The organism is Amycolatopsis sp. cmx-11-12, assembly GCF_046269425.1.
In the GTDB taxonomy this organism is placed as follows: Bacteria; Actinomycetota; Actinomycetes; order Mycobacteriales; family Pseudonocardiaceae; genus Amycolatopsis.
The window spans coordinates 118,479-143,317 of sequence record NZ_JADNQM010000003.1 but is presented as its reverse complement, the minus strand read 5'-3'; the positions used below and the strand labels follow the sequence as shown (position 1 = coordinate 143,317).

Below are 24,839 nucleotides of genomic sequence, written 5' to 3'. Positions count from 1 at the left end.
ATCAGGCGCTGAGATTCACCAGCTTGAACGTCGCGTAGCGGTCCGGGGTGTAGACGATCTCGCCGCCCTTGCCGGAGATCACGCGGTCACTCGTGCCGACAGGGAACAGCTGGTAGTAGCCGGCGGCGCACGACGGCAGCACGCCTTCGCGGTTCTCGTAGACCGTGCCGGTCGCGCCGCCGCGGGCCTTGTCCACCACGGACTTCGCCGCGGAGGACAGCGTCGAGTAGCCGACCTTCGTCAGCTTCGAGGTGTCACCGCACTTCGGAGCGGGCGTGCCGTTGGCGTCGATCACGGAGAAGGTCTTGTAGTGGTCCCCGGTGTAGAAGTGCTCCCCGGCGTTACCGGTGACGATGCGGCGCGCACCGCGATCGGGCGAGCCCGGGGTCGGGACCGTGTGCTCGTGGTAATAACCGGAAGCGCACTTCGGGAGGATGTTCTCCCGGTTCGAGAAGACCGTGCCGTCCTTGTCCGGGTACGGGAACGGGCCACCCTTTTGGATGAGGTTGTACGTCGTCGTCGCCTCGGCGGGCAGCGACGAAAGCGACACGTGCTTGAACCCGGTGAGATCCCCGCAAGGGTTCTGCTGGATCGAGACGGGGGCGGCCGTGGCCTGCGCGGCACTGATCCCGCCGAAGAAGCTGACAAGCAGAACGAGCAGCGCGGCGGCGATCCGCGATCGTTTGTTGGTCATTTTCGGACCGTAACCCGATCGTGTATTCACCAGAAGGCGTCGAGATGAACTCTTCATCGCCGCCTACCGCTGACCGACCAACGGCTTCGGCCGTTCGGGTCAACCTCGTTCGGAGTACTTCTCCCCGAGGCGTTTGAACACTACCGGCGGCACCAGGTGCTCGATGTCACCACCGAGCGCGGTCACCTCTTTGACCAGCGAACTCGACACGAACCCGTACTCCGGGTTGTTCGCCATCAGCAGTGTTTCGAGCCCGGTCAGCTCGCGGTTCATCTGCGCCATCTGGAGCTCGTAGTCGAAGTCGCTGACCGAGCGCAGCCCCTTCGCGACCGCGACAATGTCGTTCTCACGGCAGTAGTCGACCAGGAGGCCCTGCCAGGAGTCGACGCGCACGTTCGGCAGCTTCGCGGTGATCTCGCGCAGCATGTCGATCCGCTCCTCGGTGGTGAACAGGCCCTTCTTGCTCTTGTTCACCCCCACCGCGACGACGACCTCGTCGAACAGCCTTGCCGCCCGCTCGATGATGTCGAGATGTCCATTGGTGGCCGGATCGTAGGACCCGGGACAGACCGCACGCCGCATGGCGCGGACGCTACCAAGGAGAAGGCGCCCCTGCGCGTTCATCCGTGCGCCGTCTCACACTTGGAATTCCGCCCAGTAGAGCGCGGTGTCGCCGTAGCGTTTCGTCCGCATCGGCTCGAAGCCCGGCGGCCAGTCCGGCTCGCCGTCCCGCGCGGCCCGTTCGATCACCAGCAACGCCCCGTCCGCGACCCATCGGCCCGCCGCGAGCGCGGCCATGACTTCCCCCAGGCGGGTGGAATCCACAGCGTAAGGAGGGTCCGCGAGGACGATGTCGAACGTTTGCGGCGCCGGAGCGGCGACGACGGACTCGACGGTCCCGGCCCGGACCGTGCCGCCGAGCCCCAGCGCGGCGACGTTCCCCTTGAGCACTTCGACCGCGCGCCGGTCGTGTTCGACGAACAGCGCGCCGCCCGCGCCCCGCGACAGCGCCTCCAGTCCGAGCGCGCCCGAACCGGCGTAGAGGTCGAGAACCTGGGTCCCCCGCAGTTCGCCGGCGACCTCCAACGCGTTGAACAGCGCTTCACGCACGCGTTCCGACGTCGGCCGCGTGCCCTTCGGCGGGACCTTCAGCCGCCTGCCGCCCGCGGTCCCCGCCACGATCCTGGTCATTGGAGCATCGTGCCTCAACGGCTTCCGCCGTGACGTTCGACGGGACTTGGTGAACCCGCCGCTCACCTCGCGTAGAGTCGTCCTTCGCCCTCGTGAGGCGATAGAAGCGTTTAGGAGCGTTGCGTGTCCGAACCTCGGGTCAGACGGGCCGAGATCGCCATCGAGCAAGCCCATGTGGACACGGTCTACACCAGGCTGGCCGAACTGCGAGCCCAGGCTGAGGCCATGCGTACCAAGGGCTATGAGATCGGCCATGGCGCCGGGCGTGAAGCGATCTTCGAGCAGGCGTCAATGCTGTTCGAACGCGACATGATGGTCTTCCACGCCAACCAGACCCTCCAGACCCTCGACGCGGAGTACGAGGGCCTGGTGTTCGGCAGGCTCGACCATCTCGACAACGACCACATCTACGTCGGCCGTCTCGGCATCCGCGACGCCGAGTTCGACAACCTCGTCACCGACTGGCGCGCGCCCGCGGCGGCGGCGTTCTACCAGGCGACCGCCGAGGAACCGATGGACGTCGTCCGGCGCCGGGTGATCCGGTGCTCCGGCCAGAACGTGCTCGACGTCGACGACGACGTCCTGATCGCCGACGCGGTCCCGGAGAACATGCGGATCGTCGGCGAAGGCGCGCTGATGGCCGCCCTCGGCCGGTCGCGTGGCGAGAAGATGCGGGACATCGTCGCGACCATCCAGAAGGAGCAGGACGAGGTCATCCGCGCGCCGTGGCGCGGGGTCACGGAGATCACCGGCGGCCCCGGCACCGGCAAGACCGCTGTCGCGCTGCACCGCGCGGCGTACCTGCTCTACCGTCACCGCCGCCAGCTCGGCGGCGCGGGCGTGCTGGTGATCGGCCCGTCCGGGGTGTTCACCAGCTACATCTCGCGGGTGCTGCCGTCGATGGGTGAGACGAACGTCGAACTGCGCGCGCTCGGCGAGGTCCTCGACGGCCTCGAAGCGACCAGGCAGGACGCGGCACCGCTGGCGGCGATCAAGGGATCGCTACGGATGCGCAAGATCCTGCTTCGCGCGCTACGCGACCTCCCGCCGGACGCGCCCGAGGACATGAAGATCGTCTACCGCGGCGAGGTGCTGCGGCTGAACGCGCGCGAACTCGACAAGGTGCGCCGCAAGGTGCACACCGCGGGTGGTCCGCCGAACCGGTCGCGGATCCGCGCCGCGGAGATGCTGCTCGACGCGCTGGCCTCGAAAGCCGAGCAGCACGCGAAGGACGACGGCCGTCAGATCGACAAGGCCGAGCTGGTCAGCGAACTCGGCGAGCGCATCGAGTTCCACCGGTTCCTGGTGGTCTGGTGGCCGATCCTGTACCCGGCGCAGATCCTGCGCTGGCTGGGCGTCGAGAAGCGGCTCGCCGTCGCGGCGAAGGGCCTGCTCAACCGCACCGAGATCAGCATGCTCGCCGCCGATTTCGCCGACCGCTCGCGTGGCTGGACGATCGCGGACATCGCGCTGCTCGACGAGCTGCGCGTCCTGATCGGCCCGCCGCCGAAGCGGCGCAAGGGCAGGCAGACCATCGAGGTCAACCCGGAACGTGGTGGCGCCCCGACCCGGCCCGAGCACTACGACGAGTACTCGCACGTCGTCATCGACGAATCACAGGACCTCTCGCCGATGCAGTGGCGGATGGTCGGGCGGCGCGGCAAGTACGCGAGCTGGACTGTGGTCGGCGATCCGGTGCAGAGCTCGTGGCCGGATCCGGCCGAGGCCGCGATGGCGCGGGACCAGGCCTTCGGGCTCAAGACCACGCGGCGCCGGTTCACCCTGCGCACCAACTACCGGAACTCGGCGGAGATCTTCGACCTGGCCGCGAAGGTCGTCGCCGGGCACGCCGAGGCCGACGAGCTCCCGCGCGCGGTGCGGCAGACCGGCATCACGCCGGAGGTCCGTCCGGTCGAGGCCGCCGGGCTGGAGGCGGCGACGCAGGCCGCGGTGAAGGAACTGATGGGGGCCGTCGAAGGCACCGTCGGCGTGATCACCGCGATGGACCGGGTGGCCGAGGTCGAAGGCTGGCTCGCGGAACTGTCGGACGAGCGGCTCAAGGTCGTCGGCAGCCTCGACTCCAAGGGCCTCGAGTACGACGCCGTCGTCCTGGTGGAGCCGAACGACCTCATCACGGAGTCCACCACCGGACGCCGGGTGCTGTACGTCGCCCTCACGCGAGCGACCCAGCAGCTGACCGTCCTGGCCTCGAACCCGGACTGGATCCCGGCCGCCTGACTCCCGCCGCTAGACCCCGCAATTCGGCACCAGGTTGCGGTAGTTGGCAATGCGAACTACCGCAACCTGGTGCCGAATTGCGGGGCGGGACGGGCGCGAAAAAGCTGAAGGGCTCCTTCAGGGCACTGGTGTATGTCCTGAAGGAGCCCTTCAGACCCCCGGTGAGTGAACGACGTCGGGACGCATCGCACGTCCAGGGGTATTTCTAGCGCCTAATCGTTGTTCGGTGTCACGGCGTTTCCGCCGAACAACAACGCCGAACAACGATTCGGCCGTGGTCAGGGGCACGGAGGCCGGTAATCGAGCCCCGGCAGGTGTTGTTCCCACTCGACCGCCCTGATCCGCGGATGGACGGTCGCGCAGATGCGTTCGGCAGCCCGTTCGGGGCTGGTTTCCCACAACCGCACGCTGCCGTCCGCGACGGAGCCCGCGAGAGTGTGCCCGTCGGGAGCGAACGCCACCGCGTTGACGCGGTCGACATCGTCGGTCAGGGTCGCCGTTTCGCGGACCACTCCCGGATCGGCGACATCCCATAGTCGCACGGACCGGTCGTAGCTGCCGGTCGCGAAGGTCTTCCCGTCCCCGCTGAACGTCACCGAGATGACGTTGTCGGTGTGCCCGGTGAGGATCGCGGCCTCGCGAGGAGCCGCCGGGTTCGTCACGTCCCACAGCCGCGCGGTGCGGTCGGCGCTGCCGGTGGCGGCGAACTTGCCGTCCGGGCTGTAGGCCACCGAGAACACCGTGTCGGAGTGTCCCTCCAGTACCGAAAGCTGCTTCGGCGCCTTCGCCAGGGAGATGTCCCACAGCCTCGCGGTGTGGTCCCAGCCGCCGGTCAGCAGGGTGCGGCCGTCCGGGCCGAACGCGATCGAATGGACGTCGTCGCCGTGCCCGGTGAGGGTCGCGAGTTCGACGGGACGCCGCAGGTCGGCCACGTCCCACAGCTTCACCGTGTGCCCGCTGCCCGCGGTCGCGAGCGTCCGGCCGTCCGGGCTGAACGCGACCGGGTCGACCTCTTCCTCCGGTCTGGTGAAGACGCCGGTGTCGACCGGCTTGCGTGGATCGCTGACGTCGATCAGCCGCATGGTGTGGTCCCACGAGCCCGCCGCGAGTGCCCGGCCGTCCGGGCTGAACGCGAGACCGCAGACGCCCTTCCCGAAACCCGTGACCTTGCTCAGCTCGCGCGGGTTCCGGGTATCGGCGACGTCGACCAGCCGGACCACGCCGTCCTGGCTGCCGGTGGCCAGCAGTTTCCCGTCGGAGCTGAACACCGCCCGGCACGCCGACCTCGCCGGGCCGCTGATCGCGGGCCCCGGCAGATCCCACAGCCGCACCGTCTGGTCGTCGCTCGCGGTCACCAGCGTGCGGCCGTCACGGGAGAACACCGCCCAGACCACCGCCGCGGTGTGCCCGGTGAGCAAGGGTTTCTCGCGTGGGGCCTTCGGATCGGTGACGTCCCACAGCCGCGCGTTACGGTCGAAACCGGTCGAGACCAGCATCGTCCCGTCGGGGCTGAACGCCACGGACCGCACGATGGTCTTGTGCGCGGCCATCGTCCCCAGCGGCGACGGCGCCAGCGGGTCGGCGATGTTCCACAGGCGCGCGGTCTGGTCCGCGCTCGCGGTGGCCAGCGTGCGGCCGTCCGGGCTGAACGCCGCGGCGTGGACGAGGCCGGTGTGCCCGGTCGCCACGCCGAGCGGCTTGGTCTTGAGCGGGTCGGCGACGTCCCACAGCCGCGCGGTCTTGTCGGCGCCGGTCGAGACGAGCGTCCGCCCGTCGGGGGCATAGGCCAGGCCGCTGACGTTGCCGGTGTGCCCGGTGAGGGTGGCCACGAGCGCCGGCTTCGCGAGATCGCGGACGTCGAACAGCCGCACCGTGCCCTGGCCGTCCGCGGTGGCGAGCACCGCCGCCTTCGGGCTGAACGCCACCGCGTTGACCCGGCTCGGGTGCGCCCCGACCAGCACACCTGGCCCGGGTCTCGCCGGATCGGCGACGTTCCACAGGCGTGCGGTGTCGTCCCAGCCCGCCGTCGCGACCGCGCCGCCGTCGGCGCTGAACGCCACCGAGTTGACGTTGGCCGCGTGCCCGGACAGCGTGGCCAGTTCGGTCGGCCGATGGGGGTCCTTGACGTCCCACAGCTTGGCCGTCTGGTCCCAGCTCCCGGTCACCAGCAGCTGGCCGTCGCCGCGCAGGGCGGTCGAGTTGACCCGGTTCGCGTGCCCGGAGAGACGGGTCGAATACGGCGACTCGAACATCCCGAGCACACTGCTGCGGGTCTCCGCCCCCGGATCGATGCGATACGCCGCCAGCGCGAGCTGCGCGGCCAGCGCCGGGTTCGTCGCCCGCATCTCGATGGCCTGCCCGGCGACCTTCTGCGCGAGCGCGCTGTTGCGCTGGCTGGTCGCGGTCTGCTCGGCACGGACGGCGTACACCATCGCGGCCGTCGCCAGCACCAGCAGCACGGCCAGCAGCGCGACCAGCTGGCGCAGCCGCCGGGTGCGGCGCCGCGCGATGGCCTGCTCGTGGTTCTCGATGGCCACGCTCGCGTCGAGGAACCGGCGTTCACGCTGGGAGAGCGCGCTGTCGTGCTGCCCCGCCCACTCCACGGCGATGGCCAGCCGCGCGCCGCGGTGGAGCCAGCCGTCGTCGTGGCCGACCGATTCCCACGCGTCGGTCGCCTCGGTGAGCTGGCGGTGCACACGCAGGCCCTCACGGTCCTCGGCGAGCCACTCGCGCAGACGCGGCCAGCCACGGATCAGCGCCTCGTGCGCGATCTCGATGCCGTTGTCGTCGAGAGTGACCAGCCGTGACGACGCCAGCCTGTCCAGCACGACGGCGACGTCCGGATCGTCGGCGTCGACCTCGTCGCGGGTGATGCGGCGTTTGGTGTCCTCGGTGCCTTCGCCGAGCGCGGTCATCCGCAGGAAGATCTGGTTCGCGAGCCGCTGCTGACGTTCGCTCAGCGCGGTGAAGGTGTGCTCGGAGGTCTGCGCGACCGACCGTTCGATCCCGCCGGTGGACTCGTAGCCGGTGAGGGTGAGGGTGTTGCCGTGGCGGCGTCGCCAGGTCTCCAGCAGCGCGTGCGAGAGCAGCGGCAGCACACCGGGCTGCCCGGTCGCGTCGGCGACGAGCCGGGAGACCAGCGCGTTCTCGACGCGGTACCCGGCGTCGATCGCCGGCCGCGAGATGGCCTGCCGCAGTTCCTCGGTGCTCATCGGGCCGACGAGGATCTGCGCGTCCTGCATGGCCTCGACCAGCTCCGGATGCCGTGCGCAGTGCGTGTAGAAGTCGGTGCGGATGCCGAGGACGACCCGGGTCCGGCTTTCCGGCTCGGTCGTCGCGGTGATCAGCGCGGACAGGAAGGCCGCCCGCTCGCCGGCGTCCTGGCAGAGCGTGAAGACCTCTTCGAACTGGTCGACGACCAGCATGACGTCGCCCTCGCGGTCGGTGACCAGCTGACGGGCGGCGAGGCCGAGGTTGCGCGGGTGCTCGGTGAATTCGGCGAGCAGCCCGCCGGGCGCGAGCCCGAGCGCGGCGCCGAACTGGACGGCGCACTCCTGCAACGGCCGGGAACCGGGGGTCATCAGCAAGGTGACGGACTCTTCGCCGACGGCGGGCATCAGGCCCGCTCGGAGCAAAGACGACTTACCGGAACCGGACGCTCCCAGAACGGCGAGAAATCGCTGCCCCGAAAGCCTGGTGACGAGTTTCCCGACTAGTCGTTCGCGCCCGAAGAATCGGCCAGCGTCATCCGGTCCGAATGCGGTCAAGCCGATATAAGGGGCCGATTCCCCATTCAACGGGACAAGCGGTGAATCGCTGACTCCGGCGCGCGTCCGCTCGGTCACGTCGTGCCATCGGGCCTCCCACTCCGCCTCGGGCCCGTCGCACGCCCGGACGTAGGCCAAGGCCACCGCCAAGCTGGGCATCTTCTTCCCGCCGGCGGCTTCGGACAGGGTGCCCGCGGAGTAGTGGGCGCGCCTGCCCAGCTCGCGGTACGTCGGGTTTCCGGCTTTCTCCCGCAGGCGCCGGAGATCGGCGGCGAACTCCAGCAACGGATCGTCCCCGGGGTCCAAAGGTCGCTCCGGACGCGGCACCCTCAATCCTTTCTTTTCAGTGGTTTTCCCACGGTCGCATTCGGGGGCAACCGTACCGTGAAAAGGGATGAAGTCCGCCGAGTACCGGGCATATCACGTCGGTTAATTTCGATCGCCCGACAGGGTGCCCGAAGTCACGGGAAGGGATCGGGTACCCGCCGCGTTGTACCGGTGCGTGACCTCTTTGCCTGACATCCCGCTGTCCGTGCTCGACCTCTCGCCCGTCGTGGCCGGGGGCGGTGTGGGCGATTCGCTGCGCAACACGCTCGACCTCGCCCGCCGGACCGAAGAACTCGGCTATCACCGGTACTGGCTCGCCGAGCACCACAACATGCCCGGCATCGCGAGTTCCGCGACCGCCGTCATGATCGGCCAGGTCGCGGCGGCCACCGAACGCATCCGGGTCGGCTCCGGCGGGGTCATGCTGCCGAACCACGCGCCGCTGGTGGTGGCCGAACAGTTCGGCACCCTGGAGGCGTTCCACCCCGGCCGGATCGACCTCGGCATCGGCCGCGCCCCCGGCACCGACCAGCGGACCGCGCTGGCGCTGCGCGGCCCCGGTGGGCTCACCGCCGAGAACTTCCCACAGCAGTTCGCGGAGCTGCTGGCCTACTTCGAGCACTCCGACCAGCGCGCGGTCAACGCCGTGACCGCCGAGGGCAACAAGCCGCCGGTGTGGCTGCTCGGATCGAGCGGCTTCAGCGCGCGGATGGCGGGCGAACTGGGCCTGCCGTTCTCGTTCGCGCACCACTTCAGCGCCGAGAACACCCTTCCCGCCGTCGCGCTCTACCGTGACTCGTTCAAACCCTCGGACGTCCTCGACGAGCCGTACGTGATGCTCGGCGTGTCCGTGGTGGCCGCCGAAACCGACGAGCGGGCCCAGTACCTGGCCGCACCGAGCGGGTGTGCGTTCCTCAGCCTGCGCAAGGGCCGCCCGATCCCGCTGCCGACACCGGAGGAAGCCGCGGCCTACCCGTACACCGACATCGAGCGCGTGTTCATCGAGGACCGGGCTTCGAGCAGCATCATCGGGTCGCCCGAGACCGTCCACAAGGGACTCGAGACGCTGCTGACCGACACGGACGCGAACGAGCTGATGATCACGACCATGGTGCACGACCAGGCGGACCGGGTGCGTTCGTACGAACTGGTGTCCGACCTGGCGCGCTGACGCCTGCCTGCGGCGGCCTGCCTGCCTGCCTGCGCCTGGAGAGTTCCGCGTGAAGGCCCCCTTCCCTCGGCTGAGCCGAGGGAAGGGGGCCTTCACGCGCTTGGGGTGCGGCGGCGACCGAGCCTCAGGATGGCCTCGCCCACCGGGGAGCCCGCCCACTCGTGCTGCCACGCCGGGTCGCGAAGTAGTGAAGGCCTCCTTCCCTACCCTCAAAGTAGGGAAGGAGGCCTTCACGGCCTCCACGGACTCAAGCGGCGCTCGATCCTCCAGAAGAGTACTGACTCACCCACCCCAGCGACCCAGCCCGCCGAACACGAAAGAACCGACAAGGTCCCCACCCGCCTTTGTCACAAAGGAACAAGAATTCACCGGTTACCAGGACGTGACGTCTTGATCACACCGAAGTTCTTGTCACCAGGCAGGCACGTGATTAGCGTACCGACCAGTAGCAAACAGCACGGTAACACCCCGTTGACCCATTTCAACGATTCCGCTCCACCATTCGGAGCAAAGGAATAGCTCAACCTGGGGTTTATTCGCCGTGCCCGGAAAACTGGAGGGTCGGCGTGGGCGTCCGGACTAACGCACCCTCATTTCCCGGCGCGGGTGCGCTCCGGGAGACCGGCAGGCTCTACTCACTCGGCCTCGACGTCGTCCGCCTGACTTTCCGGCGGCCGTTCCAGGCCCGCGAGCTGATCCAGCAGTTCTGGTTCATCGCGAGTGTGTCGATCCTGCCGACGGCGCTGGTCGCGATCCCGTTCGGCGCGGTGATCGCGCTGCACATCGGCTCGCTGACCGCGCAGATCGGCGCGCAGTCCTTCACCGGCGCGGCCAGTGTGCTGGCGATCATCCAGCAGGCCAGCCCGATCGTGACGGCGCTGCTGATCGCGGGCGCCGGCGGGTCGGCGATGTGCGCGGACCTCGGGTCCCGCACGATCCGCGAGGAGATCGACGCGATGGAGGTGCTCGGGGTCTCCCCGATCCAGCGCCTGATCGTGCCGAGGGTGCTCGCCGCGATGGGGGTGTCGGCATTCCTCAATGGAATGGTCAGCGTGGTCGGCGTCCTCGGCGGTTATTTTTTCAACGTCATCATGCAGAACGGGACACCGGGTGCATATCTGGCGAGTTTCTCCGCTCTCGCACAACTGCCTGACCTCTGGATCAGCGAGATCAAGGCGGTCATCTTCGGTTTCGTCGCGGCGATCGTCGCGTCTTATCGCGGGCTCAATCCCAAAGGTGGCCCGAAAGGCGTCGGTGACGCGGTGAACCAATCCGTGGTGATCACGTTCCTGCTCCTGTTCCTGTTGAACCTCGTGCTGACGACGCTTTACCTGCAGCTCGTCCCGGCGAAGGGCAGCTGATGACCACGACGACACCCACCCGCGCGGCGCGGGTCCGCGAGGCCGTGGACCGCCGGTTCGGTTTCCTGGACACGCTCGGCGACCAGATCCTCTTCTTCCTCAAGGCGCTCGCCTGGGTGCCGCGCGCGGTGCACCGCTACCTCCGCGAGATCACCCGCCTGCTGGCCGAAGTGAGCTTCGGCAGCGGCGCGCTCGCGGTCATCGGCGGCACGATCGGCGTGATGATCGGGATGACCGTGTTCACCGGCACGGTCGTCGGGCTCCAGGGGTACTCGGCGCTCAACCAGGTCGGCACGTCGGCGTTCGCCGGGTTCGTCTCGGCGTACTTCAACACGCGTGAGATCGCGCCGCTCGTCGCGGGCCTGGCCCTGTCGGCGACCGTCGGCTGCGGGTTCACCGCGCAACTGGGCGCGATGCGGATCTCCGAGGAGATCGACGCGCTCGAAGTGATGGGCATCCCCAGCGTCCCGTACCTGGTGACGACCCGGATCATCGCGGGCTTCCTCGCGGTCATCCCGTTGTACGCGATCGGCCTGCTGACCTCGTATCTCGCGTCGCGGCAGATCACCGTCTGGTTCTACGGCCAGTCCGCGGGCACCTACGACCACTACTTCCTGCTGTTCCTGCCACCCGGCGACGTGCTCTGGTCGTTCGGCAAGGTGCTGGTGTTCAGTGTCGTGATCGTGCTCGCCCATTGCTACTACGGCTTCCGCGCGAGCGGCGGCCCCGCGGGGGTCGGCGTGGCGGTCGGCCGTGGGGTGCGGACCGCGATCGTGGCGGTCAGCGTGCTGGACTTCTTCCTCAGCCTCGCGATCTGGGGCGCGACCACGACGGTGCAGGTGGCCGGATGAGCCGGCGCGGGCTGCGCAAAGCCGGGGTCAGGACGGCCGGGGTGTTGTTCCTGGTGGTGATGTCCGCCCTCGTGCTGCTGTCGATCAAGATCTATCAGAAGGATTTCGTCGAGTCGGTCCCGGTGACGCTTCAGGCGGACCGGGTGGGCAATCAGTTGCGCGTCGGCGGGCAGGTCAAGGCGCGTGGCGTGGTGGTCGGCGAGATCCGCGACGTCCGCGCGACGACGGCGGGCGCGGAGATCGACCTCGCCATGGAGCCCGGCAAGGTCTCGCAGCTGCCGAAGAACGTGTCCGCGCTGCTCGTGCCGAAGACCCTGTTCGGCGAACGGTACGTGCAACTGTCCATTCCGGACGGAGTGGCGGCCGCACCCTTGAGCTCGGGCGATGTGATCACGCAGGACCGCTCGGCCAACGCGATCGAACTCGAGCGGGTCTTCGACAACCTGTTGCCGCTGCTCAAGGCGGTGCAGCCGCAGAAACTCGCCACCACGTTGACCACGGTCGCCACCGCGTTGGAAGGCCGCGGCGACCAGATCGGCGACACCCTGGCCACCGCGGCGGACTATCTCGAGAAGTTCAACCCGAACCTCCCTGCGCTGAACGACAACATCCGCGACCTGGCCACGGTTTCCAAACTGTACGGCGACATCGCACCGGATCTCCTCGACGCGTTGAGCGCCTCCGCGGTCACCCTCGACACCGTCAAGGAGAAGCGCGCGGAACTGGCGACGGTGTACCAGCAGGTGACGTCGTCTTCCCAGCACGTCACCACGTTCCTCGTCAACAACCGCGCCAACATGATCGCGCTCGCCGCCGACAGCCGGGCACCGCTGGAAATCGGGGCGAAGTACTCCCCGAGTTTCGCCTGCACTCTCGACGCGCTCGCCAAACTGAAGCCGCAGATGGACAAGGTATTGGGCAAGGGCACCGACGAACCCGGCCTGCACGCGGAGATCACCGTCACCCAGCCTCGCGGAAAGTACGTGCCAGGCAAGGACGACCCGGTCTACAACGCCACCGGTGAACCGCGCTGCTATCCGTCGAACGGCCTGATGAGCCAGGGAATCGCGGCCGTCGGCAGCGATTCGGTGCCCGGTACGGAAGGTGACCTCGGCTTGGCGAACTCACCGCAGGAAAGGGAACTGATCTCCACCCTGGTCGCGCCGTCGGCGGGTGTCCCGGCCAACCAGGTCCCCGCCTGGGGCAGCGTGCTCGTCGGCCCGCTCTACCGGGGCACGGAGGTGACCCTCCGATGAGGAACTTCGTGAGCCCCCTGATCAAGGGGCTGATCTTCGTCGTCGTCACGACGCTGGCCACGGTGCTGCTGGCGGTGTCCATCACGAACACCGGCCTCGGCGACACCAAGACCTACAGCGCCAAATTCCTCGACGCGACTTCGCTGAACGTCGGCGACGACGTCCGGATCTCCGGGGTGCGGGTCGGCCAGATCGAGGAACTCGAGATCGCCGACCACAGCCTGGCCCGGATCAAGTTCACCCTCGACTCCCAGCGCAGGCTGCCCGCCGACGTGAACGCGGTGATCAAGTACCGCAACATGGTCGGCCAGCGCTACATCGCACTCGAACGCGGCAAGGGAACCACGGAACTCCTCGAGCCCGGAGCGGAGATCCCGCTGGAGCGCACGACTCCCGCGCTCGACCTCACGGAACTGTTCAACGGCTTCAAACCGCTGTTCCAGGCGTTGTCCCCCAAGGACGTCAACCAGCTCTCCGGCGAGATCGTCCAGGTGCTGCAAGGCGAAGGCGGCACGGTGGAAAGCCTGCTGGCGCACACGGGTTCGCTGACCACCACCCTCGCCGGGCGCGACAAGGTGATCGGCGACGTGATCACGAATCTGGACACGGTGCTGAAGACCATCAACGGCAAGGGCGACGCACTGTCCACTTTGGTCTCCACGTTGCGGGAACTGGTGTCCGGCCTCGCCGGAGACCGCACCCAGATCGGGGAATCGATCTCGGGGATCGCGGACCTCACCACCGCGACGGCCGGTCTGCTCGAACAGGGCAGGAAGCCGCTCAAGGACAGCATCGAAGGTCTCGGCCTGCTCTCCGGACAGCTCGTGAAGGGCAAGGCGGACGTCGAGCAGTCCCTCACCGTCCTCCCGCGGAAACTGAACGAACTGGGGCGGATCAGCTCCTACGGATCGTGGATGAACTTCTACCTGTGCTCGGCCGTCCTCCAGAGCACCCCTCCCCGCGGGGTACCGGCGACGGCGGAGAGGTGCACGTCGTGAAACCCTTCAAGGAACGGAACCCGATCGTCATCGGTCTCGTCGGCAGCGTCGTCGCGGCCGGGCTGCTGGCCGCGACGCTCAACTACCAGGACCTCCCGATCATCGGCTCCGGAACCACCTACCAGGCCGAGTTCTCCGAAGCGGCCGGGTTGCAGGAGGACGACGAAGTCCGCATCGCCGGGATCAAGGTCGGCGAGGTGAGCGACGTCGCGCTGGCCGAAGACCATGTGCTGGTCAGCTTCCGGGTCAAGGACGCGTGGGTCGGCGACAAGACCGCCGCCGAGATCAAGATCAAGACCCTGCTGGGCCGGAAGTTCCTCTCGCTGCGCCCGACCGGCGAGACGGTGCAGAACCCGAAGCAGGTCATCCCGCGCACCCGGACCGTGACGCCCTACGACGTCACCGAGGCGTTCAACGGGCTGGCCGACACCGCGGGCGCGATCGACACCGAGCAGCTCGCGGAGAGCTTCACCACGCTCAGCGACACGTTCAAGAACTCGCCAGAGCACATCCGGAAGGCACTGGAAGGGCTGACGTCGCTGTCGAAGACCGTGTCCACCAGGGACAACGAACTCGCCAGCCTGCTGTCGAACGCCCACGGCCTCACCAGCACACTCGCGGACTCGAACGACGACTTCGCGAAACTCCTCTCGGACGGCAACCTCCTGCTGACCGAACTGGACAACCGGCGGCAGGCGATCCACGACCTGCTCACCGGCGCGCAAGACCTCGCCACCCAGCTTTCGGGCCTGGTGAAGGACAACAAGGACCAGCTCGGCGGCGCGCTCAGCCAGCTCGGAGAGGTGACCGACATCCTTCAGCGGCAGAACGACAATCTCGCCAAGAGCCTCGACCTCGCCGCGCCGTACTTCCGCGTGGTGAACAACTCGCTCGGCAACGGCCGCTGGGTGGACAGCTACCTGTGCGGTCTCGTCCCGGAGAACCGGGACCCGTGCACCCCGAAGATGCCGGGAGGTGGCCGATGACCAGCAGATTCGTCACCCTGGCACTCGTGCTGGCGCTGGCCGTCGTCGGCGGTCTCTGGTGGATCTTCTCCGGCAGCGGGCTCGACCGCGTCACCGTGTACTTCTCGCGTGCCGTCGGTGTCTACAGTGGATCGGACGTGCGAGTGCTCGGCGTCCGGGTCGGCCAGGTCGAATCGGTGGCCCCGGAAGGCGAACAGGTCAAGGTCGTGCTGACCGTCGACGGTGCGACGCCGATCGCCGTCGATACCAACGTCCTGGTCGTGGCGCCGAGTGTGGTGGCCGACCGGTACGTCCAGTTCACCAAGCTCACCCGCTCCGGGAACCGGCTGGACGACGGCGCGGTGATCCCCGTCGAACGCACCGGCACGCCGGTGGAACTCGACCAGCTCTACTCCAGCCTCGACACCCTCGCCAAGGCACTCGGCCCGAAGGGGGCGAACGCCGACGGCGCGCTCTCGGAACTGCTGCGCACCGGCGCGAAGAACCTGCAAGGCAACGGCAAGCCGTTCAACGAATCGGTGCGCAATTTCGCCGACCTCGCCAGGACCCTGTCCGGGAACTCGGAGAGCCTGTTCGCCACCGTCGACGAACTACAGCGGTTCACCTCGATGCTGGCGACCAACGACCGGAACGTCAGCGAGGTCAACAAGCAGCTCGCCTCGGTCACCGGCACCCTCGCGCAGAACAAGGACGAACTCGCCCGGGCCCTCAACGGTCTCGGCGGCGCGCTGGCCGAGATCCAGAAGTTCATCCGCGACAACCGCGCACTGATCAAGTCCAATGTGGACAAGCTCGCGGCGACCACCGGGACACTGGTCGACAAACGCGCCGCACTGGCCGAAACCCTCGACACGATCCCGCTGGCGGTGACGAACGTGCTCGAAGCCGTCGACCCGAAGACCGGGAAACTCCAGAGCCGCGGCAACCTGCACGAATACGCCCCTCTCCCGCTGCCTCCCGCCGGTGACACCTACGTCGGGGGGCGCTGATGACCGGGAAACGCGCCATCGCCGTGCTCGCCGCCTGCTGCGTCGCGCTCACCGGCTGCTCCGGCGACTTCAAGGGCGTCTACGACCTGCCGCTTCCCGGCGGCGCGGACATCGGCGACCATCCGTACCGGGTGACCGTGCAGTTCGCCGACGTCCTCGACCTGGTGCCGCAGGCCGCGGTCAAGGTGGGCGACGTCCCGGTCGGCCGCGTCGAGACGATCCAGCTCGGCGAAGACGGCTGGACGGCCGAAACCGTCTTGGTGGTCAACGGCGACGTCCTCCTGCCCGCCAACGCGATCGCACGGCTGCGGCAATCCAGCCTGCTCGGCGAGAAGTTCATCGAACTCGCGCCGAGCGCGGCGAAGGCCGAAGGCAGGCTGGGCGACGGCGCGACCATCCCCGTCGCGAGCACGAACCGCAACCCCGAGTTCGAGGAGATCTTCGGCGCGCTGTCCCTGCTGCTCAACGGCGGCGGCATCGGCCAGCTGCAAACCATCAACCGCGAACTGTCGAAGGTGATGGACGGCAACGAAGAGGAGATCCGCTCATTCCTGTCCACTGTGGAGCAACTGGTGTCCAACCTGGACACGCACCGCTCCGACCTCACTTCGGCGCTCGACGGGCTCAACCAGCTCTCGACGACGCTGGCCAACCGGAAGAAGCAGGTCGAAGGCGCGCTCACCGACCTCACCCCCGGTCTCAAGAGCCTTTCCGACCAGCGCACCCAGCTGGTCTCGATGCTGCAAGCGCTCGACCAGCTCTCCGGCGTCGGCGTCGACGTGATCAAGAAGAGCCGGGACGACCTCGTCGCCGATCTGACCGCGCTCGCGCCGATCCTCAAGCGGCTGGCCGACGCCGGCCAGAGCCTGCCGCAGTCGCTGGAGATCCTGCCGACGTTCCCCTTCACCGACGCCGTGCTGGACGGGATCAAGGGTGACTACCTGAACGTCTACGCCTCGATGATCCCCGCACCGGGCGTCGAACTCCCTCCGCCGGGCGAAGGCGTCCCGCCGGATCTCCCGACCTTGCCGCTGCCGTCCGCCGGAGGTAGCTGATGCTCACCGCCCGTATCCGGATCCAGGTGATCGCGTTCGTCGTCATCGCGTTGGCCACGACGGCGTTCGTCGGGGCCAACTACGCGGGGCTCGACCGTCTTTTCGGGGCGAGCGGGTACACCGTGAAGCTCGCGCTGACCGACGGCGGCGGCCTGTTCACCAACGGCGAGGTGACCTACCGCGGCGTCGCCGTCGGCCGGGTCGGCGAACTGCGGCTCACCGCCGGTGGCATGGAAGCGGATCTGCTGATCGACGACGACGCGCCGCCGATCCCCGCGAACTCGCGGGCGGTCGTGGCGAACCGGTCCGCGGTCGGCGAGCAGTTCGTCGACTTGCAGCCGCGGACCGGCGACGGCCCGTTCCTCGCCGAAGGTTCGGTCATCCCGCGGGAGGCGACGAGCGTTCCGCTGCCGGTGCAGCATCTGCTGACCGACCTGGACTCGCTGACCGCGTCCGTGCCGACCGAGGATCTGCGGACCGTTGTCGACGAACTCGACAACGCCCTGCGTGGTTCCGGCGCGAACCTCCAGGTACTGCTCGATTCCACCACCGACTTCACCAAGCAGGCCGCGAACCACCTGCCGCAGACCGAGAAACTGCTCACCGACGGCTCGACCGTGCTGAAGACCCAGGTCGACTCGTCACAGGCGTGGCGGCAGTTCAGCCACAACGCCAAGCAGTTCGCCGAACAGCTGTCCCGTTCGGACGGTGACCTCCGCACCCTGATCGCGACCGCGCCCGACGCGGCGACCCAGATCTCCGGGCTGCTGCGGGACAACGAACCGGGGCTGCCGATCCTGCTGGCGAACCTGCTCACCACCTCGCAGGTGTTCTCCGCACGCACCGACGGCCTGCGGCAGCTGCTGATCAACACCCCGAAGGCGGTGTCGGCGGTCGACGCGTCGGTCGACGACGAGTCCGGGAAGATCGAGCTGGTCCTGACCTTCTTCGACCCGATGCCGTGCACCAAGGGTTACGAGGCCACGAAGATCCGTGACAGCCGAGACCTCTCGGCCCTGCCGTTCAACACCGGTGCCGCGTGCACGCTCGAAAAGGGCAACCCGAGTTCGGTCCGCGGTTCGCAGAACGCGCCGAAGGGCGGCGTCCCGCCCGCCGCCGTCCCCGGCGGGTTCGGCGCCGACGGCCAGCCGACGTCCACCAGCCTCGAGGAGATGTTGTGGCTGCGCAACTGAAGATCGCGATCGCCGCGCTCGCCGCGGCCTGCGCGTTCGCGGGATGGGCCGGGTACACCTGGTTCACCGCGACGAGCTCCGAGGCCGTGGCCTACGGGACCTCGCGTGACGAAGCGCTGAAGACCGGACGTGAACTCGTCGCCCGGCTGACCAGTCTCGACCACCACCGGATCGACCAGGGCATCGCCGACTGGCTCGCCGCGTCGACCGGCCCGCTGCGCGATCAGCTCGGCAAGACCGACGACGCGACGAAACAGACGCTGACCAAGAACGCGACGGTCTCGACGGGCAAGGTGCTCGACGCGGCGATCAGCGAACTGGACGACCACGCGGGAACGGCCAAGATGCTGGCCTCGGTGGAGATCACGATGGCGAGGGAAGGCGCGGCGCCGACGACGAAACGCAACCGGTTCGCCGCCGGGCTGACCCGGACCGGCGAAGGCTGGAAGCTCAGCGCGCTCGACCAGCTCCCGGTGGGTGCGCGATGACCGCCACGGCCGATACCGACGCGGACGCCGTCACCGAGCCCGAGACCGAGCCCGAAGTCGTCGCCGACGAAGTCACCGAGAAGCCGTCCCGGCGGCCGAAGTTGCCCCTGATCCTGCTGGTCGCGGCCGCCGTGCTGGTGGCGGCGGGAGCCTGGTTCACACTGGAGGCTAGGTCGATCTCGGCGGCGCCGTCGGCGGCCAACACCGCACTCACCGACGTCGGCGCGACGGCCGAGGTCAACTCCGCGGTGACGGTGGCGCTCAACAAGGTCTTCTCCTATTCCTACGACCGGACCGACGTCACCGAAAAGGCGGCCGCTTCGGCGCTGAGAGGTAAGGCGCTGGAGTCGTACAACCTGTTGTTCGCCCAAGTCAGGGAAAAGGCTCCGGCGCAGAAACTCGTCCTCACCACCCGCGTCTCCTCATCCGCCGTCCAAGAACTCGACGGCGGTAAAGCGCGACTGCTGGTATTTCTCGATCAAGCGGCCACCCGGGCCGACAACAATTCTTCGACAACGGCCGCCGCTCAGCTTTCGGTCACTGCCGAACGCGAAGGCGACAGCTGGGTCATCACCGACCTCATCCCCCGGTGACAAACCGGGCATTCCCCCTTTCGTCCGCGTTATAAAACAGGAGAGAAAACAAGGAGAAACCCATGTTCGGTCGAACGCGCCCGAAAACCGCCCGTCGCCGTCTCGGCACGGTCGTCGCCCTCACCTCCGCGATCGCCGTGGCGGGCAGCCTCGCCGCCACCCCGGCCCTCGCGGACGACCCGGTGGAGATCCCGGTGTCCTACACCGTCACCGGGAAGACCGTGGTCAAGAAGACCGGCGGCTCCCTCGACCTCGGCCCCGGTCAGCTCAACGGTGCCCTCGTCATCGACGGTGACAACGTCGGGATCAGAGGCGACCTGTCCCTGCCGCCCTCGACCGCGAACATCTCGCTGGTCTCGGGCGTCTTCAAGATCAAGGCCAGGGTGCGGATCGAGCCGACCGGCCCGGTCACCGGCACACTCGCCAACGGCGATCTGACCACCCATTCTCAGGCGAACATGCTGATCGACAACATCGTGGTCGGCCTGTTCTGGCCGGTCATCCCGCTCCCGACGGCGCCGAAGGCCTGCAAGACGGTCACCCCGCTCGACCTGACCCTGGTGTCGAAGAACGTGGACCTGTTCGCCGAGACGATCCCGTCGTCGGGTGTGTTCACCATCCCCGAGTTCAAGGACTGCTTCATCAACGACCTCGCGCTGGGTGCGTTGATCTCCGGTCCGGGTAACACGATCAACCTGAACATGAAGTCGAACCTGTCCTGACGCCCAAGTCCGTGAAGGCCTCCTTGCCTACCCTCAAGGTAGGGAAGGAGGCCTTCACGGACGGTCAGCAGAAGTACGGCGCGGCCGGGTCCACCAGAGCCACCCCGGTGCTGTCACCTGCGGAAACGGCGTAGACCGGGACGCAGACGCCGGAGAACTTCCAGAAGTCCGTCGGCGGTTCGGTGCTGGTGTCCCGGCTTTCCGACTTCACGTTGCTGCCCCAGGCGAAGACGCTCCCGTCGGACTTCAACGCCACGTTGTGGTTGAAACCGGCGTCGATGGCGACGACGCCGGACTGCGCTTCCGGTGGAACCGTGGCCTGGCCGTAGCCGTTGTCGCCCCACGCGATGACGCCACCGTTCTTCAGCGCGATGCTGTGCCGGAAGCCGGCCGAGACCGCGGACACCCCCGACGCGGCCGCCGCGGGCACGGTGATCTGGCCTTTCCCGTTGCTGCCCCAGGCCACGACGCCGCCGTTCTTGAGCGCGAGCCCGTGGTCGCCGCCTGCCGAGATCGCCGTGACACCGGACGAAACCGTCGCGGGAACAGCGGTTCTCGAACCCCAGCTCAGCACGCTGCCGTTCGTTTTGAGCGCCAGGTTGAAGTACGCGCTGGTGGAGATCGCCCTGACCCCCGAGGTCGCGGCGGCCGGGACCACATTCTGGCCGTAGAAGCCATTGCCCCAGGCGATGACGCCGCCGTTCTTGAGTGCGAGTTCGTGCGCCCAGCCCGCCGCGATCGCGGAGACGCCCGACGTGGCCGCGGCCGGAACGGTGGCCTGGCCGTAACTGTCGTTGCCCCAGGCGATGACGCCGCCGTCCTTGAGCGCCAGGTGGGTGAGCGCGCCAGCGGAAACCGCGCTCGCCCCCAGCGCCGCGGCGGGAATGGTCCCCTGCCCATAGTCATTGCTCCCCCACGGCCGCGCTTCGCCGGTCGGTGCGGCGTCGGCGGTACCGGAAAGGGAAACCGTGGCGATCATTACGGCTATCGCGGTGGTCGTCACGCGCCGTGTCGTGGATAGTCGATTGACTGAAGCCATGCGCGAAATGTTAGCCCGGTTCCGCCGATCGGCCTCGTCTTTGTCATCGGCGGACAAACTTCATAATCGCTTTCAGCGCAGGCTGACAAGAAAGAACGGGCTCCTCGCCCACTCTGAAACATGTCGACATGAATCCTTGTTACGTACATAACTCGCGGGTAACCTCGGTTTACCCCACCACCGAGAAAGCCGCTCAAGTCGAGCATATTTGATCAGAAAAATCCGCCGAAAGGCGCATGGGGAAAGCCGCCCGAGACGTAAACTGGATCAAAGGAGATGACAGGTATGTCCCGTAGACTTGGCAAGTTGTCAGCAGGCGTCGCCACCACCGGCATCGTGATGGGCGCGGTCGCCGTGCTCACCGCGGGCACCGCCGCGGCCGTGACCAACTACGCCACCGGCAGCGTCGCGTACATGTGCAACTTCCCCGGCATCGGCCAGCAGCAGCTGGACGTGAAGGCCAACTTCAGCGGACCCGACTCGGTCGCGTCCGGCGGTACCTTCACCCCGGCGTCCGTCGGGGGCTCGGCCACCATCAACGCCACCATCAACGCGCTGCTCAACGCCGCCAACTACGACGGCGTCCGCGGCAAGGCGAACATGCCGGTCACGGTCACCAACGCCACTCCCGCTTCGGCGACGGTGACGAACCTGAACGTTCCGACGCAGATCAACCCGTACGTGCCGGGGCCGCGGACGTTCAACATCGTCCAGGACGCGGGCACCGGCGTCCCGACGTTCACGGCGGGCACGCCGGGTTCGTCGACCGCCTCGCTCGGCACCACGATCAACGCGCCGCTGGACTTCCACAAGAAGGACGGCACCTGGACCGCTTGGAACTTCAACTGCACCGTGAAGAACACCAACCCGGCGCAGAACCGAGCGTTCAGCCCGGCGATCCCGATCACCTGATGAACCATCCGTGCGGGGCGGGGACGCCCGCCCCGCACGGGCTCCATCGTATGACACGAAAGGACCCCCTATGACACAGCAGGTTCGCCGGGCACTCGGGAGGTTTCCCGTTCTGGCGGGCGTCATCCTGCTCGCGGGGGTCAACGGCGCGCTGGCCTCGTCAGCGGCGACCGATCCGACGGCACCGCCCACGACGCCGTTGCAGGGCGAGGCCGCCGCGCAGCGGACCCTGGCCAACACCTGCGTCTTCCCGGATCCCGTCGGGGAGCGACCGGTCACAGTGGACACCAAGGCCACGTTGCCGAAAGTCGTCCAAACCGGAAAACCGGTGCGGGTCAAGGACTTCTCCCTGACCTTCACCATCGGTGAAGGAGCACTCGGGGCCGCCACCGAAGTCGCGGGTGGAGCGACCGTCGAGCTCACGGCCGCGAACGGGGACAAGAAGACCCCGATACCGGTGTCCCTGACGATCCCGGCGACGAAGATACCCGCCACCGGCGAACTGAAGCTGGTCGCGACGGGCAAGGTTCCCGAAATCCTGATGAACGTGCCGTCCGAACTGCGGCTGAGCACCGGCGTACCGTCCCTGGCGCTGACCGCCGCCGAAACACCGCTCAAGCCGATCACCTGCACCCAGGCCCCGGACCAGGACACCCTGCTCGGCAGTGTCGCGCTGCTGCCCCTCGGGAAACCCAAGCCACAGTCCGGCAAGCCCGGTGAGCAGAAGAAGCCCGAGGCCGGCACGCGAGCCGCGGACGACGTCCACGCCAGCGGCCTGTATCCCATCGCGTTGCAGCCGTTCGAACTGCAGGGCACTTCGTCGATCACGAAACTCGGCGCGTTCGCGCGTCTGAAACCCGCGATCATGATCAACGCGGTCTGGGAAGTCGACCTGGAGAACACCGAGGGGCCCGGAAAGGTCACCGGCTCGCTCATCATGCCGCCGAGCCGTCTGACGTTCCTCGGTTTCGGCTTCGTCCCGATCAGCGCGACCATGGAACTGCTGCCCGAGGACCACGCCACCGGCAACCACATCATCGACGTCGACGGTGTGGCGATCCCGGAGCCGTCGGGGAGCTCGACGGTCCTCACTCCGCTCAAGGTCTACGGGAAGCTGAGCGAGGTCACCGTCAACGGGGTCGGCCTCGACGTCGGCGGCAACTGCCTCACGGCCGAGCCGATCAAGATCAATCTTCGCGGCGAGAAGTACGGGATGTTCACCGGCGGCGTCGTGCGCACCGATCCGCAGTGGGAGGACCCCGCCTACAAGGACTTCACCTTGCCCGCGTTCTCCGGTTGCGGAGTGAAGGAAGACCTCGACTCGCTGCTGACCGGGATGGCGTCGGGGCCGGGCAACCAGGCATGTGTCGGGATCAACCAGATCGGCCTGCCGTGGGACCTGGAACGCAAGTGTCCCAACGTGGATCCGCCGGTGGCCCGCCGCTGAGGGACAGCGGCGACACCGTCCCTCCCACGCACCCGCCGCGTGCCATGAACGGCCCGTTACTTGCAAATTTTGCAAGTAACGGGCCGTTCATGGCATCCGGGACTCGGCAGCGCCGGAAGGATCAAGACCCGCTCGGCGTCCACTGTGGACTCTTGCGCGGCACCGGGAGCACCTCCGGCAGCGCGTAACCGGCGGGCGCCGAGGCAGGGGCGACCCCCGCCCGCAGCGCGAGTTCCATTTCGAACCGTGCCCCCGGGTCACGCAGGTGCTTGCCGAAGGTCGCCTGTAGCTGCCGCATGCGGTACCGCACGGTCTGCGGGTGCACCTGGAGCCGCTCGGCGATGTCGACGACGTTGCCCTGGCTGTCGAGCCAGGCACGGAGGGTTTCGAGCAGCCGTTCCTGTTGTTTCCCGGTCATCTCGGCGAGCGGGGCGAACAGGCGGTCGCGCAGCTGGGAGGTCAGCGCGGCATCGGCGTTCACGAGCAGCGTCGCGAGGTGTTCTTCGGCGCGGATCACCCGGCGGGCCGGGATGATCCCGCGTTCGGACAGGTGCAGGGCTTCGCGTGCCCAGCGCAGCGAATCGGCGACGGAGTCCAGCGGACGGCACGGGCCGATCGACAGCCGGTAGTCCGGCAGCGCGGCCTGCAAGGTGGTCAGGCGGGCGCCGGAGATCTCACCGGGGATGAGAAGACGCGGCTCAGTGCAGTCGAGTTCGGCGAGGACGTCCGAATCGACCACGTTGTGCCGCCGGGGTCTGACGGTGTCGTTGACCGGATGCAGCACGACCGGGGTCGCGCGCTCGGGCACCGTCCAGCCGGTCAGCTGCGCGAGTTCCGCGATCGCCTTCGCCGGCGCGGGCGGGGTTTCCAGCACCAGGTGCAGCAGTTTCCGGCGCCAGGTGTCCAAGGCACCCGCCGTGCGCGCCTTGGCTTCGAGGTAACCGTCCAGCGCGACGGACGCGAGTTCGTCCATGAACGCGAGCATGGCGTCGGCCAGTTGCGACATCACCGCGGACGAAAGGCCGCTGCGACGGCCGACACGCATGATGCGCCGCCACGAGACGCGCGCGCCGACGCGATAGGCGGACTGCAAGGTGTCGAGGCTGCGGCCTTCGCGCATCTCGTTCTGCCCGAGCCGATGGTGGACCTCGTGAGACTGTTCCTTCGAGACGGTGGGGTCCGCGATCTGGGCGACGAACAGCGTGATCGCGTACTCGACGCCCGCGCGGATCGACTTGCCGTAGGGCCCGTCGAGCGGGCGCGCGTACGCGGGGATGGTCGCCCGGATCTCGTCGACGATCTCGTTGGCGAGACTGCCCAACTCCGGTCTCAGGATGTCGGCGAGTTTGCGCGGCAGCGCGGCCGGAGACGGAGTGTGTTCGATTCCGCGCTCCAACGACATCGCAGCTCCTTTGCTCCGCCCAGCGTCCGCGCACCGCACAATCGTCGTGAGGTGACAACGAACACATCGCGAACTCGCTCGTGAATGTGTCACCTTCCGCAGAAGAAACCGATTTCTTGTCACCATCGTGACAAAATCACCGGTCATCCCTGAATTTTG

The 24,839-nt window shown here is 67.9% G+C and carries 21 protein-coding genes; 15 read left to right on the top strand and 6 right to left on the bottom strand.

Annotation, left to right across the window (positions count from 1 at the left end; translation table 11 throughout):
* Position 1: 1 nt before the first annotated feature.
* The 3 genes from ACLARN_RS05200 to rsmD form a co-directional block, all read right to left on the bottom strand.
* Positions 2 to 694, bottom strand: coding sequence for a ribonuclease domain-containing protein (locus ACLARN_RS05200; protein WP_409490132.1), 693 nt, complete (start codon positions 692 to 694; stop codon positions 2 to 4).
* Positions 695 to 793: 99 nt separating this feature from the next.
* Positions 794 to 1,276 (bottom strand): pantetheine-phosphate adenylyltransferase, encoded by a 483-nt coding sequence (coaD, locus tag ACLARN_RS05195; RefSeq protein WP_409490131.1) that lies wholly within the window; start codon positions 1,274 to 1,276, stop codon positions 794 to 796.
* A 54-nt stretch (positions 1,277 to 1,330) separates the two neighbouring features.
* Positions 1,331 to 2,059, bottom strand: coding sequence for a 16S rRNA (guanine(966)-N(2))-methyltransferase RsmD (rsmD, locus tag ACLARN_RS05190; protein WP_409490130.1), 729 nt, complete (start codon positions 2,057 to 2,059; stop codon positions 1,331 to 1,333).
* Here rsmD and ACLARN_RS05185 point away from each other — a divergent pair.
* Complete coding sequence (locus tag ACLARN_RS05185; RefSeq protein WP_409490129.1) at positions 2,009 to 4,123, top strand: HelD family protein; 2,115 nt, start codon at positions 2,009 to 2,011, stop codon at positions 4,121 to 4,123. The two genes, rsmD and ACLARN_RS05185, sit on opposite strands and share 51 nt — an antisense overlap.
* Positions 4,124 to 4,401: 278 nt before the next feature.
* Here ACLARN_RS05185 and ACLARN_RS05180 read toward each other — a convergent pair whose 3' ends face one another.
* Complete coding sequence (locus tag ACLARN_RS05180) at positions 4,402 to 8,196, bottom strand: helix-turn-helix domain-containing protein (protein ID WP_409490373.1); 3,795 nt, start codon at positions 8,194 to 8,196, stop codon at positions 4,402 to 4,404.
* A gap of 196 nt (positions 8,197 to 8,392) precedes the next feature.
* Between ACLARN_RS05180 and ACLARN_RS05175 the strand changes: the two genes are divergently transcribed.
* The 12 genes from ACLARN_RS05175 (at position 8,393) to ACLARN_RS05120 (ending at position 19,880) form a co-directional block, all read left to right on the top strand.
* On the top strand, positions 8,393 to 9,388 hold the full coding sequence (locus tag ACLARN_RS05175; RefSeq protein WP_409490128.1) for an LLM class flavin-dependent oxidoreductase: 996 nt from the start codon (positions 8,393 to 8,395) through the stop codon (positions 9,386 to 9,388).
* A 566-nt stretch (positions 9,389 to 9,954) separates the two neighbouring features.
* Positions 9,955 to 10,749: an MlaE family ABC transporter permease gene (locus ACLARN_RS05170; RefSeq protein ID WP_076155564.1), complete on the top strand. Its 795-nt coding sequence runs from the start codon at positions 9,955 to 9,957 to the stop codon at positions 10,747 to 10,749.
* Positions 10,749 to 11,600, top strand: a complete 852-nt coding sequence (locus ACLARN_RS05165; RefSeq protein WP_409490127.1) for an MlaE family ABC transporter permease — start codon at positions 10,749 to 10,751, stop codon at positions 11,598 to 11,600. Before ACLARN_RS05170 ends, ACLARN_RS05165 begins: the two co-directional genes overlap by 1 nt.
* Positions 11,597 to 12,856: an MCE family protein gene (locus tag ACLARN_RS05160; RefSeq protein WP_409490126.1), complete on the top strand. Its 1,260-nt coding sequence runs from the start codon at positions 11,597 to 11,599 to the stop codon at positions 12,854 to 12,856. The genes ACLARN_RS05165 and ACLARN_RS05160 overlap by 4 nt, the downstream gene beginning before the upstream one ends.
* Positions 12,853 to 13,854: an MCE family protein gene (locus ACLARN_RS05155; RefSeq protein WP_409490125.1), complete on the top strand. Its 1,002-nt coding sequence runs from the start codon at positions 12,853 to 12,855 to the stop codon at positions 13,852 to 13,854. Before ACLARN_RS05160 ends, ACLARN_RS05155 begins: the two co-directional genes overlap by 4 nt.
* Entirely contained in the window at positions 13,851 to 14,840 is a 990-nt protein-coding gene (locus ACLARN_RS05150) for an MCE family protein (RefSeq protein ID WP_409490124.1), read from the top strand. Before ACLARN_RS05155 ends, ACLARN_RS05150 begins: the two co-directional genes overlap by 4 nt.
* Positions 14,837 to 15,829 (top strand): MCE family protein, encoded by a 993-nt coding sequence (locus ACLARN_RS05145; protein ID WP_409490123.1) that lies wholly within the window; start codon positions 14,837 to 14,839, stop codon positions 15,827 to 15,829. Before ACLARN_RS05150 ends, ACLARN_RS05145 begins: the two co-directional genes overlap by 4 nt.
* Positions 15,829 to 16,884, top strand: a complete 1,056-nt coding sequence (locus ACLARN_RS05140; protein ID WP_409490122.1) for an MCE family protein — start codon at positions 15,829 to 15,831, stop codon at positions 16,882 to 16,884. The genes ACLARN_RS05145 and ACLARN_RS05140 overlap by 1 nt, the downstream gene beginning before the upstream one ends.
* Positions 16,884 to 18,077, top strand: a complete 1,194-nt coding sequence (locus ACLARN_RS05135; RefSeq protein WP_409490121.1) for an MCE family protein — start codon at positions 16,884 to 16,886, stop codon at positions 18,075 to 18,077. The genes ACLARN_RS05140 and ACLARN_RS05135 overlap by 1 nt, the downstream gene beginning before the upstream one ends.
* Entirely contained in the window at positions 18,062 to 18,565 is a 504-nt protein-coding gene (locus ACLARN_RS05130; RefSeq protein WP_409490120.1) for a hypothetical protein, read from the top strand. Before ACLARN_RS05135 ends, ACLARN_RS05130 begins: the two co-directional genes overlap by 16 nt.
* The gene (locus tag ACLARN_RS05125) at positions 18,562 to 19,158 is read left to right on the top strand and encodes a hypothetical protein (protein WP_409490119.1); all 597 of its coding nucleotides are present in this window, start codon (positions 18,562 to 18,564) and stop codon (positions 19,156 to 19,158) included. Before ACLARN_RS05130 ends, ACLARN_RS05125 begins: the two co-directional genes overlap by 4 nt.
* 62 nt (positions 19,159 to 19,220) lie before the next feature.
* Positions 19,221 to 19,880 carry a hypothetical protein gene (locus ACLARN_RS05120; RefSeq protein WP_409490118.1) on the top strand — a complete coding sequence of 220 codons (660 nt, stop codon included), beginning with the start codon at positions 19,221 to 19,223 and terminating at the stop codon, positions 19,878 to 19,880.
* Positions 19,881 to 19,944: 64 nt separating this feature from the next.
* Here ACLARN_RS05120 and ACLARN_RS05115 read toward each other — a convergent pair whose 3' ends face one another.
* The gene (locus ACLARN_RS05115; protein WP_409490372.1) at positions 19,945 to 20,859 is read right to left on the bottom strand and encodes an RCC1 domain-containing protein; all 915 of its coding nucleotides are present in this window, start codon (positions 20,857 to 20,859) and stop codon (positions 19,945 to 19,947) included.
* Between the two features lie 345 nt (positions 20,860 to 21,204).
* On the opposite strand from ACLARN_RS05115, the gene ACLARN_RS05110 reads away from it, so the two are divergent.
* Together ACLARN_RS05110 and ACLARN_RS05105 are read left to right on the top strand one after the other, a co-directional pair.
* A complete protein-coding gene (locus tag ACLARN_RS05110) occupies positions 21,205 to 21,831 on the top strand; it encodes a DUF6801 domain-containing protein (RefSeq protein ID WP_409490117.1) in 627 nt (208 codons plus the stop codon).
* Between the two features lie 70 nt (positions 21,832 to 21,901).
* A complete protein-coding gene (locus ACLARN_RS05105) occupies positions 21,902 to 23,278 on the top strand; it encodes a DUF6801 domain-containing protein (protein WP_409490116.1) in 1,377 nt (458 codons plus the stop codon).
* A 121-nt stretch (positions 23,279 to 23,399) separates the two neighbouring features.
* Here the strand turns inward: ACLARN_RS05105 and ACLARN_RS05100 are convergent, their stop codons facing one another.
* Positions 23,400 to 24,680 (bottom strand): PucR family transcriptional regulator, encoded by a 1,281-nt coding sequence (locus tag ACLARN_RS05100; protein ID WP_409490115.1) that lies wholly within the window; start codon positions 24,678 to 24,680, stop codon positions 23,400 to 23,402.
* Positions 24,681 to 24,839 lie beyond the last annotated feature (159 nt).

Bases quoted from the DNA above. Each gene is read 5' to 3' on its own strand.
- coaD (WP_409490131.1), bottom strand. From the start codon at position 1,276: ATGCGGCGTGCGGTCTGTCCCGGGTCCTACGATCCGGCCACCAATGGA.
- ACLARN_RS05160 (WP_409490126.1), top strand. From the start codon at position 11,597: ATGAGCCGGCGCGGGCTGCGCAAAGCCGGGGTCAGGACGGCCGGGGTG.
- rsmD (WP_409490130.1), bottom strand. From the start codon at position 2,059: ATGGGCTTGCTCGATGGCGATCTCGGCCCGTCTGACCCGAGGTTCGGA.
- ACLARN_RS05145 (WP_409490123.1), top strand. From the start codon at position 14,837: ATGACCAGCAGATTCGTCACCCTGGCACTCGTGCTGGCGCTGGCCGTC.
- ACLARN_RS05140 (WP_409490122.1), top strand. From the start codon at position 15,829: ATGACCGGGAAACGCGCCATCGCCGTGCTCGCCGCCTGCTGCGTCGCG.
- ACLARN_RS05110 (WP_409490117.1), top strand. From the start codon at position 21,205: ATGTCCCGTAGACTTGGCAAGTTGTCAGCAGGCGTCGCCACCACCGGC.
- ACLARN_RS05125 (WP_409490119.1), top strand. From the start codon at position 18,562: ATGACCGCCACGGCCGATACCGACGCGGACGCCGTCACCGAGCCCGAG.
- ACLARN_RS05155 (WP_409490125.1), top strand. From the start codon at position 12,853: ATGAGGAACTTCGTGAGCCCCCTGATCAAGGGGCTGATCTTCGTCGTC.
- ACLARN_RS05115 (WP_409490372.1), bottom strand. From the start codon at position 20,859: ATGATCGCCACGGTTTCCCTTTCCGGTACCGCCGACGCCGCACCGACC.
- ACLARN_RS05200 (WP_409490132.1), bottom strand. From the start codon at position 694: ATGACCAACAAACGATCGCGGATCGCCGCCGCGCTGCTCGTTCTGCTT.
- ACLARN_RS05135 (WP_409490121.1), top strand. From the start codon at position 16,884: ATGCTCACCGCCCGTATCCGGATCCAGGTGATCGCGTTCGTCGTCATC.
- ACLARN_RS05105 (WP_409490116.1), top strand. From the start codon at position 21,902: ATGACACAGCAGGTTCGCCGGGCACTCGGGAGGTTTCCCGTTCTGGCG.
- ACLARN_RS05120 (WP_409490118.1), top strand. From the start codon at position 19,221: ATGTTCGGTCGAACGCGCCCGAAAACCGCCCGTCGCCGTCTCGGCACG.
- ACLARN_RS05100 (WP_409490115.1), bottom strand. From the start codon at position 24,680: ATGTCGTTGGAGCGCGGAATCGAACACACTCCGTCTCCGGCCGCGCTG.
- ACLARN_RS05165 (WP_409490127.1), top strand. From the start codon at position 10,749: ATGACCACGACGACACCCACCCGCGCGGCGCGGGTCCGCGAGGCCGTG.